Raw genomic sequence first — 11,851 nt, forward strand, 5'->3', positions numbered from 1 at the left:
GCTGCTGGTTCGTAGTTAGCCGTGACTTGCTGGTTAGCCACCTTCCCCGAATGAACCGTTCCTGGCGCGCGCGGCCGGCTCTAACAGCGGAGGCCGCCACGACTGTCCGTCAGCGGTCAGGAGCCCACGTAGTACCGGTCCGCCACCTCGAGTGCCTGGTCGAGGGCGGCGAGCCCTTCCTTGACCTCCTCGGCCGAGATCGTGCACGGCGGGACCACGTGTACCCGGTTGAAGTGGGTAAACGGCCACAGGCCCTGCGCCTTGCACGCCGCCATCACCTCGTTCATCGGCTTGGCGTCGCTGCCTGCGGCATTGTATGGCACCAGCGGCGCCCGGGTGGAGCGGTCCCGGACCAGTTCGACCGCCCAGAACACGCCGAGTCCGCGCACCTCGCCGACGGACGGGTGCCGGTCGGCGAGGGCCCGCAGGCCCGGTCCGATGACGTCCTCGCCGATCGCCCGCGCGTGCTCGACGATGCCCTCTTCCTTGAAGATGTTGATCGACGCGACCGCGGAGGCGCAGGCGAGGGGGTGACCCGAGTACGTCAGCCCACCCGGGAAGGGGCTGTGGGCGAAGGTCTCGGCGATCGCCCGCGAGATGATGACCCCGCCGAGCGGGACGTAACCGGAGTTGACGCCCTTGGCGAACGTGATCAGGTCCGGCGTGACGCCCCAGCGGTCCACGGCGAACCACTCGCCGCACCGGCCGAACCCGGCCATCACCTCGTCGGCGATCATTACGATGCCGTACTCGTCGCAGATCTCGCGTACGCCGGCCAGGTACCCGTCCGGCGGCACCAGGATCCCGTTGGTGCCGACGACCGTCTCGAGCACGATCGCCGCGACCGTCTTCGGCCCCTCGAACGTGATGATGTCGCGCAGGTGGGCGAGCGCGCGCTCGCACTCCTCGGCCTCGTCCGTGGCGTGGAACGCCGACCGGTACGGGTACGGACCCCAGTAGCGGACGATGCCGGGGGAGCCGGGCTCGGACGGCCACCGCCGCGGGTCGCCGGTGAGCGCGATCGCGCCCGCGGTGGCGCCGTGGTAGCTGCGGTAGGCGGCGAGGACCTTGTGCCGCCCGGTGTGCAGCCGGGCCATGCGGACGGCGTTCTCGTTGGCCTCGGCGCCGCCGTTGGTGAAGAAGACGTGGTTGAGCTCGCCGGGGGCGAGCTCGGCGATCAGCCGGGCGGCCTCGCTGCGCGCGTCGTTGGCGAAGCTCGGGGCGACCGTGCACAGCTTGGCGGCCTGCTCCTGGATGGCGGCGACCAGCTTCGGGTGCTGGTAGCCGATGTTGACGTTCACCAGCTGGGAGGAGAAGTCCAGGTAGCGGTTGCCGGCGTAGTCCCAGAAGTACGATCCGGACGCGCCCGCGATCGGCATCGGGTCGATGAGCGCCTGCGCCGACCACGAGTGGAAGACGTGCGCCCGGTCGTCGGCGCGTACGCGCGCCTCGTCTGTGTACTCCGTCATCACACGCTCCTCCTAACGGGTCTGTGGGAAACCGAGGTCGATGGTGGACGTGGCCGGGTCCGGCCACCGGGACGTGACGACCTTGCCACGGGTGTAGAAGTGGATGCCGTCCGGGCCGTACATGTGCGTGTCGCCGAACAGCGACGCCTTCCAGCCGCCGAACGCGTAGTACGCCACCGGCACGGGGATCGGCACGTTGACGCCGACCATGCCGGCCTCGACCTCGAACTGGAACTCGCGCGCCGCGCCGCCGTCCCGGGTGTAGATGGCCACACCGTTGCCGTACTCGTGCTTGTTGACCAGCTCGACCGCCTCGGCGTACGTCTCCGCGCGGACCACGCACAGCACCGGGCCGAAGATCTCGTCGGTGTAGACGCTCATGTCCGGGGTGACGTGGTCGAGCAGGGTGACGCCGAGGAAGAAGCCGTCGGTGGGCAGGTCGTTGTCGCGGCCGTCGACGACGACCGCCGCGCCGGCCTCGGCACCCTGCCGGATGTAGTCGGCGACCTTGTCGCGATGCTCGCGGGTGATCAGCGGGCCCATTTCGGAGTCCGGGTCGGAGCCGTCGCCGATGCGCAGCTTCGGCAGCCGCGCCGCGATCGCCTCGACGAGCTTGTCGCCGGCGTCGCCCACCGCCACGGCGACCGAAATCGCCATGCACCGCTCGCCGGCAGCGCCGTACGCCGCCGACACGGCGGCGTCGGCGGCCATGTCGATGTCGGCGTCGGGCAGCACCACCATGTGGTTCTTCGCCCCGCCGAGCGCCTGGACGCGCTTGCCGTTCGCGGTGCCGGTCTCGTAGATGTAGCGCGCGATCGGCGTGGAGCCGACGAAGCTCACCGCCGCGATGTCGGGGTGGGTCAGCAGACCGTCGACGGCCTCCTTGTCGCCCTGCAGCACCGTGAACACGCCGTCGGGCAGGCCCGCGTCCTTCCACAGCTGAGCCAGGAACAGCGACGCCGACGGGTCCTTCTCGCTCGGCTTGAGGATGAACGCGTTACCGCACGCGATGGCGTTGGCGCACATCCACAGCGGAACCATCGCCGGGAAGTTGAACGGGGTGATGCCGGCGACCACGCCGAGCGGCTGACGGATCGAGTACACGTCCACGCCGGTCGCGGCCTGCTCGGAGAAGCCGCCCTTGAGCAGGTGCGGTACGCCGCACGCGAACTCGGCGTTCTCCAGACCCCGGGCGATCTCGCCCGCGGCGTCCGACAGCACCTTGCCGTGCTCGGCGGTGATGATCGCCGCCAGTTCGGGGGTGCGCGCGTGCAGCAGTTCGCGGAACTTGAACAGCACCGCGGTGCGCTTCGACAGCGAGGCGCGGCGCCACTCGGCCGCGGCGGCCTTCGCCGAGGCGACCGCCTTGGCGAGGTCGGCGGCGTTGGCGAGGTGGACCTCGCCGGTCTGGACGCCGGTGGCGGGGTTGTAAACGGGGGAGGTACGGCCGGACGTACCGGGCGTCAGCCGCCCGTCGATCCAGTGCGAGATCTGCGAGGTCATGTCCTCACGGTACGTGCCACGACTCCCCGTACAAAGTATCGATTGTTACATTACAACGATGCCGGATCCCATCCTGGTGAGCATCGAGGAGCGCCTCGAGGAACAGTCCGCCCGCGGCATCGCCAACGCCGTCACCCGCGCGATGCGCGACGGGGTGCTGACGCCGGGCATGAAGCTGCCGCCGATCCGCACCGTCGCGGCGCAGCTGCAGCTGTCGCCGACCACGGTGAGCGCCGGCTGGGCGCTGCTGGCCCGGTCCGGCGCCATCCACACCGACGGCCGCCGCGGTACGACCATCGCCGACCTGCGCGCGAGCGGGCCCGAGCGGTACCGCCGCGCGCTGCAGCGGCAGGCCACCTTCGACGTCGACCTGTCCACCGGCGTGCCGGACCCCGCGCTCCTGCCCCAGCTCGGCCCCGCGCTGGGCCGGCTGCGGGCGGCCGCCGTGCCGGGCAGCTACCTCGACGACCCGGTCCTGCCGGAGCTGGTCGACCGGCTGCGCGCGGACTGGCCGTACGTGTGCGACGAGCTGACCGTCATGGACGGCGCGATGGACGCGCTCGACCTCGCCGCCCGCTCGCTGCTGCGGTTCGGCGACCGGGTGGTCGTCGAACACCCGTGCTTCCCGCCGCTGCTGGACCTGCTGGAAGCGATCGGCGTCGAGGTCGTCGGCGTGCCCGTCGACGACGCGGGGCTGTCCGCCGAGGCGCTCGCCGAGGCGGTGACCGGGCCGGTCGCCGCGGTGTTCCTCCAGCCCAGGGCGCAGAACCCGACCGGGGCGTCGCTGACCCCGGCCCGGGCCGAGGAGCTGGCGGGGATCGTGGCGAAGGCCGGCTGCTGGGTGATCGAGGACGACTCCGCCGGGGCGGTCGCCGCCACCGCCGACCTCAGCCTCGGCCGGTGGGTTCCGCGCCAGACCCTGCATGTACGCAGCTACTCCAAGTCGCACGGACCCGACCTGCGGCTCGCCGCCGTGAGCGGACCGGCGAACGTGATGCGCACGCTGGTCGGGCGCCGGCAACTCGGCCAGGGCTGGAGCAGCCGGCTACTGCAGCGGATCCTGGTCAGCCTGCTCGACGATCCGCAGGCGGCCGCGGCGGTGGCGCACGCCCGCGACGAGTACGCCCGCCGGCGCGCCGCGCTGGTCGACGCGCTCGCCGCCCACGGCGTCGCTGTCGGCGGAAACGACGGGCTCAACGTGTGGGTTCCGGTACGCGACGAGTCGGCCGCCCTCATCCGGCTGGCCGGCCGCGGCATCGGGGCGGCCGCCGGCCAGCCGTTCGCCGTGGTGCCGGGACCGGTGAACCACATCCGGGTCACCGCCGGCCTGCTGGCCGACGGCCACGCCGACGTCGCCGTCGAGATCGCCGCCGCCGCCGAGACCGGCGCCTGGGCGGGAGTACGGTGATCGCATGTCGTTGCGCAGCATCACTCTGGTCAGCGTGCCGGTCACCGACCAGGACCGGGCGAAGGCGTTCTACGTCGACGTGCTCGGGTTCACCGTGAAGTTCGACTACACGATGGACGCCGGGCAGGCGGGGTCCGCCGGGGCCGGCGCGCGGTGGCTGATGCTGACCCCGCCCGGCGGCGGCGCCGACATCACCCTGGTCACCTGGTTCGCCGACAGCACCCCGCCCGGGTCGGCGAAGCTCTCCATCAGCTGTGACGACGTGGACGCGACGTACGCCGAGCTGACCGCGCGCGGCGTCAGGCCCAACAACGAGGTCCAGGACGCCCCGTGGGGCCGCTGGTTCGGTATCGACGACCCGGACGGCAACAACTGGCTCGTCGTCCAGGTGGCCTGACCTCGTCAGCGCTGGTCAGCGCAGGCCCGCGAACAGGTCGTCCTCGGGTAGCGCCGCACCGGTGCGGTCCTGGACCCGGACGAAGGTCTCCATACCCATCAGCTCGGTGAACCGCTCCTTGCCCATCCGCAGGAAGAAGATGTTCTCGCTCTGGCTGGAGTGCGCGGCCAGCGCGTCGAACTTCTGCGCACCGTACGCGGTCGTGTCCACCCAGGTGGTGATCTCGTCGTCGGGCAGGCCGATCTGCGGTCCGGGGTCCTCGGCGGACGGTTCCGGCTCGTCCCACTCGACGCCGAACTCCCGCAGCACCTTCCCGAACTGCTCCATGGCCGAACGCGGCGCCGTGGTCCAGTAGACCTTCGCGGGACTGCCGGTCAGGGCGACCGCGGCCATCGTGATGCGGTGGGCCTGGATGTGGTCGGGGTGGCCGTAGAAGCCGTTCTCGTCGTAGGTGACGACGACGTCGGGCTGATAGCGCCGGATCAGCTCGGCCAGCCGCTCCGCCGCTTCCGCCACCGGCGTGGTCCAGAACGAACCGGGCGCATCGTTCGTCGACCAGCCCATCATCCCGGAGTCGGCGTAGCCGAGCATCTCGAGATGGGTGATCTTCAACGCCGCGCAGCTGGCCTCGAGCTCCGCCCGGCGCATCGCGGCCACGGCCTCCGGGTCGTGCCCCGGCTCACCGGGCTTGACCCCACCGGGGCCGTCGCCGCAGCGTCCGTCGGTGCAGGTCACGAGGACCGTCGTGATCCCCTCTGCCGCGTACCGCGCCAGGACACCGCCGGTGCCCGTGGCTTCGTCGTCAGGATGGGCGTGCACCGTCATCAACGTCAGGGGTCGATCAGCCATGGCACCACCCTACGAGCTACGTACGACAAAACGGGGACACCTCGGGTGCGGGCGGCACCTACTGTGACCTCATGCTGATCACCCGACGTACCGCGTTGAGGTCCCTGGGCGGCGCCGTCGGCCTGCTCGGCCTCTCGGCCGGCGGCGTCGCGCTCGTCGATGCGGAACTACTGCCCGGCAAGTCGGTGTTGAACCACGCGCTCGGTCGGTGCGACGCCGCACCGCCGCCCGCAGCGCTGCGCGGCACACCGCCACCGCCGGTCCTCGGCAGTTTCCGGTCCGCGGCGCGCCGCCGGGAGGTGCGCTTCGCCATCTCCTACCCGCCCGGGTACGCCGACGGCGCGGACCTGCCGGTCTGCCTGGCCCTCCACGGGTACGCCTCCGACGCCAGGGCCGCGATCGGCGCCGGGGACTACCCGCAGTTCATCGCCGGTGCCGTCCGCGACGGCGTGGCACCATTCGCGCTCGCGGCGCCCGACGGCGGCAACGGCTACTGGCACCCGCACGCCGGTGACGATCCGCTCGGCATGCTTGTCGACGAGTTCCTACCGATGCTCGCCTCTCGGGGCCTGCGTACCGATCGGGTCGCCGTGGCGGGCTGGTCGATGGGCGGGTACGGGGCGTTGCTGTGCGGGTTGACCTACCGCACCCGGTTCCGCCTGGCCGTCGCGACATCGCCAGCGATCTTCCATTCGTACGCGGACGCCCACCACGTCAACCCGGGCGCGTACGACTCGCCGGACGAGTGGGCGCGCTACGACGTCAGCGCCCGGGCGAAGGAGTTCGCGGGGCTACCGGTACGGATCGAGATCGGGGCGGCCGACCCGTTCGCACCGGCCGTGCGGACGCTGCGCGACCGGCTGCCGGATCGCGGTGTCGTGCGGATCGCGACCGGATGCCACGACAACGCGTTCTGGGCGTACGCCGCGCCGGCGCAGGTCCGGGCGATCAGCAGCGCCCTGGCAGCCTGATTGACGGTGCTCAGCGTGCCCGGGCCGGGGCAGGTACCGGTGCGGGAGTATCCACGGAAGGAATCTGATGGCTCTTCGACCGGGACCGACCAACACGCTGACCGACGTCGCGGGCCTCCGGGTCGGGCATCACCAGCGCGTCGGCGACGGCTGGCTCACCGGGACGACCGTCGTGCTCACCCCGCCGGACGGGGCCGTCGCGGGGGTCGACGTGCGTGGCGGGGGACCGGGTACCCGGGAGACCGACGTGCTCGACCCGCGCAACCTCGTCGACCGCGTACACGCCGTCGTACTCGGCGGCGGCAGCGCGTACGGGCTCGCCGCCGCCACCGGAGTCATGGCGCGACTGGCCGACGACAAGATCGGCTTTCCGGTCGGCGTGGTGGAGGGTCAGGTGGTGCCGATCGTTCCCGCGGCGGTCCTGTTCGACCTGGGCCGGGGCGGCGAGTTCCGGGCCACCCCCGACGCGGAGTTCGGCACGTCCGCCTATGACGCGGCGACGGCCGGCCCGGTCGCCCTCGGAACGGTCGGCGCGGGTACCGGAGCCGTGGCGGGCGGCGTCAAAGGCGGGGTCGGGTCCGCGAGCGTCGTCCTCGGGTCCGGGATCACCGTGGCGGCGCTCGCCGTCGTCAACGCGGTCGGGTCCACGGTGGACCCGACCACCGGTGAGCTGTACGGCGTGCGGTACGGGCTGCCCGGCGAGTTCGACGGCCTGCGCGTCCCCGGCCCGCGCGAGCGCGCCGCGGCCACCGCGCCGGAACCGTCCCCGGCGGCCGGTGCGTTCCACACCACCATCGGCGTGGTGGCCACGGACGCGGCGTTGACCAAGGCCCAGTGCCAGAAGCTGGCCGGCGTCGCACACGACGGCATGGCGCGCGCCATCCGCCCGGTGCACTCGATGTTCGACGGTGACACCGTCTTCGCCCTCGCCACCGGCGTCGACGTCCCGCTCGGGCCGCCTGCGTTCAACGACGTGCTCGCCGCGGCCGCGGACGCGTTCAGCCGGGCGGTCGTCCACGCCATGCTCGCCGCGACCGGCGCCGGCGGCTTCCGCGCGTACGCGGAGATCTGTCCCAGCGCGGTCGCCGGATGGTGTCGGCGCTGACGCTCAGCTCGTCCGGGACGGGAACCGCAGCGGGAGCCGCTCCGGACCGTACAGCGCCGATGGCGGCCGCCAGTCCACCGGGCCGGTGATCTCCGGTGGGTCGAACCGCTCGGTGAGCACGCGCAGCGCCTCCGCGATCTCGACCCGCGCGGTCGCCGCGCCGATGCAGAAATGCGGTCCGCCGCCGAACGCCAGCTGGGCCGCTTCACGTTGTCGGGAGATGTCGAACCGGCTGCCGCCGGGGAAGACGCGGGGATCGCGATGGGCCGCCTGGATACAGACCGGGACGAAGGTCCCGGCCGGAATGTCCACCCCGTGCAGCTCGACGTCTTCGAGGGCGAACCGCGGGATCACCGGGTCCGTCGGCGCCCAGCGCATGACCTCCTCGGCGGCCCGGGCGGCCAGCTCCGGTCGCTCGCCGAGCCGGCGCCACTGCTCGGGGTGCGCGGCGAACACCACCATCGCCTGCGCGAGTTGGTTGCGGGTGGTGTCGTGGGCGGCGAACACGAGCCCCACGGCGAGGTTACGCAGCTCCTCCGTGCTGAGCCGGTCTCCCGACTCCTCGGCGGCGACGAGGGCGGACAGCAGGTCGGCGCGCGGGTCGGCCCGGCGCTGCGCGATCAGCCCGTCGACGTACTCGTACAGTCCGACCACGGCCATTTCGACCCGGCTGCGCGTCTGGGCGAGCGTGAGGCTGAAGGTGAGTCCGACATCGCTCGACCAGCGCCGGAACACGTCGTAGTCCGCTGCCGGCACCCCGAGCAGTTCGCACATGACCGCGACCGGCAGCGGGTCGGCGAAGGCGTCCACGAACTCGCACTCGCCCGCGGCCGCTATCCGGTCGGCCAGCAGTACCGCCCGCTCGCGGATGAACGGCCGGAGGGACTCGATCACACGCGGGGTGAACGCCCTGTTGAGCAGCCGCCGCTGCCGGAGGTGGTCTTCGCCGCGGCGGTGCAGGATCAGCGGCACGAACCAGTCGTACAGCGGCCCGTCCGAGATGCCCTGCAGCGCGAGATGGCGTTCGCCGCTCTGCCCGAAGCGCGGGTCGCGCAGCACGGCGTGGGCCTCCGCGTACCGCAGCACGACCAGCCCCAGCGGGGTGCGGGCGTACCAGCTCAGCTCGCGGGCCTCGGTGACGGCCGGGGAGTCGAACCGGAACTCGGGATCGGTGACGTCCAGAAACGGTGCTTCCGGCGAAGCCTCGACGGTACGCACGATGCCCCCTTCGGCGGTGGCGGATCGCATCGATGGACGCGGGTACGGCCACGGTAGCGACCGTGGGTCGGCGGCGACAGAACAATTGCGTACCCGTGCAACAAGATCCGCGCAATGTGGTACACGTTGCTGCTTCGTGTGCCCGGATAGCAGCAATGTTCGCAACATTGCGCGGAGCTTTCCTAGAGGACGACGCCGAAGCCGCGCCGGGCGAGCCGTAGCAGCACCGGCCCGGGGGCGGTGAGGTCCCGCACCCGATCGGCGCACAGATCCTCCAGTTCGGACAGTGCGCTCGCGTACCGGTCGGGACCGGACCGGCGGATCCGGTCGAGGATCGTGGTGTTCGCCCAGACCTTCGCGCGCGCCTCGGTCAGGAACCGGCGCGTCGCCGCACGGTTGGCCGGGCGGAGCAGCCGGTCCAGCGCCGTCGTCTTCGACACGGCGGTGAGCTCGGTGTCCTCCGCGTCGACCCGGGTCACCAGGATCTCGTCCACGCGGCCGTGGTCGGCGGCGCGTGCGGCCAGTCGGGCCGCGTCGTCGAACTCCGCCGGGTCGATGACCGCGAGCAGCGCCTGGGGGAGGTCGTAGTTGATATGCGCGTTCATGCCGAGCAGGACGTGGTGGACCGGTGCCAGGCGGCGCCGGCCCCGGGTGGCGGCGAAGGCCAGCCGCCACGGCGCCGGAACCGGTCCACCGGCCCGGTCCGCGTCGAGCGCTCGCAGGTACAGGTCGGCGAACTCGACGTCCAGCCGCTCGAGCCAGGCGGGGTCGGCGAACAGGCTCCGGTCGATCGCCTCGGCGACGGCGACGGTCGTCCGCAGGTACGTGGCGTGGAAGAAGCGACGCGGATCGTCGGCGGCGCGCAGCCGGTCCAGGTCGGCCCCCATCCGGGTGATCAGCGCCGCGATACGCTCGCCCATGGGCGCAGCATGACACCCCGCACGGCCGCCCGGCGCGGCGCTGCCGTGGTCAGTCGCTGAACTCGCTCCCCACGTGAGGCGGCTTGAGCTTCGAGACGTAGTGCTGCGGATTGTGGTCCTCCCACGACGCCGGGAACGGGACCTTGCGCAGCAGCTTGATCGGGCCGGACAGCAGCGCGAGCGGGGCCGCCGCCAGCTCGGTGAGGTTGCTCAGCTGGGTGGTGGGCTGCGGGCTGTGCCGCCAACTGCTGTCGGAGTACCGGTACTCCTGACCGAAGTGCGCGAACTCGCCGGACATGGTCGGCGGGAACGACGGTACGACGTCGTTCCGGTAGCGGTACCGGATCACGTTGGAGGCGAGGAACTTCTCGCCCTCGCACGCCTTGGCGAAGTCGGGGCAGCCGAGCATCGGCTGGCCGAACGTGTACACGGCCTTGAGCTTCTCCGTGATCGGCTCGAACGCGTGGTCGCTCAGCAGCCGGACGGTCCGCAGCGCGGCCATCGCCCCGCCGAGGCTGTGCCCCGTGATGTACAGCGCTTCGAGCGGGTGGGGCATCTCCTCCGCGCTCTTGTGCACGGACCGTCCCCGCACGGCGCGCCACAGGCCGGCGATGACGTCGTCCCCGGTGATCCGTTCGTTCCGGTAGAAGCCTCCGTGCACCCGGAAGCTGCCGGTCGAACCGGCGACGGACAGCGTCACCTCCTCGGGGTCGACGTCCCCGGATCCCAGCCAGCTGATGAAGTTGAGCGGCTGGGTGCCCCGGTAGCACAGGATGACCACCCTGCCGTCGCTGCTCTGCACGAGGAACGCCGTCGCGCTGATGAACATCCCGTCGACGGTGCAGGAGAGCATCGTGCAGTGGTTGTTCTCCAGGCCCAGCCTGGTCATCATGGTGGCCACGATCCGCTGGTCGGCGTACGCGTACCCGGAGCAGACCGCCATGGTGTGGGCCACCACGTCGTTCGGGTGTTTCGTCGTCGTCGTGAGTACCTGCGTCAGGTCGGGATAGACCGGAAACCCCGGTGAGGTCGTCTTCAACGTGATGAGGTCGCGGTAGCTGGGGCCGTAGGCTTCTTCGTACCGGGCTCCGGGCTGGGCCGCCACCATGCCGGCACGCCCGGCTCCGTCCACCGCCGGGAGGCCCGTTACTGGACTGACCACGCTGTTCTCCTTCCGCTGCGCGACCGGTTTCGCTGACGTGTCGAGCTTCGCTGCGGGTGGAACACATCGTTGGTGCCAGGTGACCGCGGGCACACCTCACGTTGGACAGTCCCCGCCGGCGGTGGGACGGCCGGTGGCGGACGGCGAGCGCATGCCAGCAGGGTATGGGCTCGTCATCGGTACCCGATCGGTGACGCGACTCGCCGACCGGTCGCGTCCGAACGTCATGTCCCTACCCGGACGATGGCCGGTAAACCCGCCGGTTTCGCCCGAGAGCGCCGGCAGCGACCGATGTGGGCGGGCCGTAGCCGGGCCGGTCACAGGCGACTGCGCCGTGACCGGCCCGGCTCCTCGGGGACCGTGTCGGGCACCGGAGCCGGCCTGTCCGCGCCGTGGAACACCAGCCGGGCGTGCTCGACGTCGGTCGGGTCGCCGTCGCAGTCGACCACGATGATCTGGCCGGGGCGCAGCTCGCCCCACAGGATCCGCTCGGACAGCGGGTCCTCGATCTCGCGCTGGATCGCCCGGCGCAGCGGCCGGGCGCCCAGCACCGGGTCGTAGCCCTTCTTGGCCAGGAACCGCTTGCTGTCGTCGGACAGCTCCAGGTCCATGTCCTTGTTGCGCAGCTGGCCCTCGATCCGGGAGATCATGATGTCCACCACGGAAAGGATCTCGGCCTCGCTCAAGGGGTGGAAGACGATCGTGTCGTCGATGCGGTTGAGGAACTCCGGCCGCAGGTGCTGCTTGAGCTCGTCGTTGACCTTGACCTTCATCCGCTCGTAGTTGCTCTCGGCGTCCTCGCCGCCGTGGAAGCCCAACGAGACCGCCTTCGACACGTCCTTGGTGCCC

Annotated in this window: 10 protein-coding genes and 1 pseudogene; 4 read left to right on the forward strand and 7 right to left on the reverse strand. The window is 71.5% G+C overall.

The features are described from left to right. Positions 1 to 116: 116 nt before the first annotated feature. Together HC031_RS31855 and HC031_RS31860 are read right to left on the reverse strand one after the other, a co-directional pair. The gene (locus tag HC031_RS31855) at positions 117 to 1,469 is read right to left on the reverse strand and encodes an aspartate aminotransferase family protein (protein ID WP_167929177.1); all 1,353 of its coding nucleotides are present in this window, start codon (positions 1,467 to 1,469) and stop codon (positions 117 to 119) included. A 12-nt stretch (positions 1,470 to 1,481) separates the two neighbouring features. After that, positions 1,482 to 2,972 (reverse strand): CoA-acylating methylmalonate-semialdehyde dehydrogenase, encoded by a 1,491-nt coding sequence (locus HC031_RS31860; protein WP_167929178.1) that lies wholly within the window; start codon positions 2,970 to 2,972, stop codon positions 1,482 to 1,484. A gap of 58 nt (positions 2,973 to 3,030) precedes the next feature. Between HC031_RS31860 and HC031_RS31865 the strand changes: the two genes are divergently transcribed. After that, positions 3,031 to 4,380: an aminotransferase-like domain-containing protein gene (locus HC031_RS31865; RefSeq protein WP_167929179.1), complete on the forward strand. Its 1,350-nt coding sequence runs from the start codon at positions 3,031 to 3,033 to the stop codon at positions 4,378 to 4,380. 4 nt (positions 4,381 to 4,384) lie between these two features. Next, positions 4,385 to 4,777: a VOC family protein gene (locus HC031_RS31870; protein WP_167929180.1), complete on the forward strand. Its 393-nt coding sequence runs from the start codon at positions 4,385 to 4,387 to the stop codon at positions 4,775 to 4,777. Between the two features lie 15 nt (positions 4,778 to 4,792). Here HC031_RS31870 and HC031_RS31875 read toward each other — a convergent pair whose 3' ends face one another. After that, positions 4,793 to 5,626, reverse strand: a complete 834-nt coding sequence (locus tag HC031_RS31875; protein WP_167929181.1) for a PIG-L family deacetylase — start codon at positions 5,624 to 5,626, stop codon at positions 4,793 to 4,795. 71 nt (positions 5,627 to 5,697) lie between these two features. Between HC031_RS31875 and HC031_RS31880 the strand changes: the two genes are divergently transcribed. Together HC031_RS31880 and HC031_RS31885 are read left to right on the forward strand one after the other, a co-directional pair. Further along, positions 5,698 to 6,597 carry an alpha/beta hydrolase gene (locus HC031_RS31880; protein WP_167929182.1) on the forward strand — a complete coding sequence of 300 codons (900 nt, stop codon included), beginning with the start codon at positions 5,698 to 5,700 and terminating at the stop codon, positions 6,595 to 6,597. 67 nt (positions 6,598 to 6,664) lie between these two features. Beyond that, positions 6,665 to 7,702 carry a P1 family peptidase gene (locus HC031_RS31885; protein ID WP_167929183.1) on the forward strand — a complete coding sequence of 346 codons (1,038 nt, stop codon included), beginning with the start codon at positions 6,665 to 6,667 and terminating at the stop codon, positions 7,700 to 7,702. A 3-nt stretch (positions 7,703 to 7,705) separates the two neighbouring features. On the opposite strand, the gene HC031_RS31890 is transcribed toward HC031_RS31885, so the two are convergent. The 4 genes and pseudogenes from HC031_RS31890 to HC031_RS31905 all read right to left on the reverse strand — a co-directional run. Then, entirely contained in the window at positions 7,706 to 8,920 is a 1,215-nt protein-coding gene (locus HC031_RS31890) for a cytochrome P450 (protein WP_338090934.1), read from the reverse strand. A gap of 182 nt (positions 8,921 to 9,102) precedes the next feature. Beyond that, positions 9,103 to 9,840 (reverse strand): DUF5995 family protein, encoded by a 738-nt coding sequence (locus HC031_RS31895; protein WP_167929184.1) that lies wholly within the window; start codon positions 9,838 to 9,840, stop codon positions 9,103 to 9,105. A 49-nt stretch (positions 9,841 to 9,889) separates the two neighbouring features. After that, positions 9,890 to 11,002 (reverse strand): lipase family protein, encoded by a 1,113-nt coding sequence (locus HC031_RS31900; protein WP_167929185.1) that lies wholly within the window; start codon positions 11,000 to 11,002, stop codon positions 9,890 to 9,892. Positions 11,003 to 11,319: 317 nt separating this feature from the next. Further along, positions 11,320 to 11,851 (reverse strand): annotated as a pseudogene (locus tag HC031_RS31905) (AAA family ATPase); the annotation flags it as partial.

Origin of the sequence: Planosporangium thailandense, assembly GCF_011947195.1 — a bacterium.
In the GTDB taxonomy this organism is placed as follows: Bacteria; Actinomycetota; Actinomycetes; order Mycobacteriales; family Micromonosporaceae; genus Planosporangium; species Planosporangium thailandense.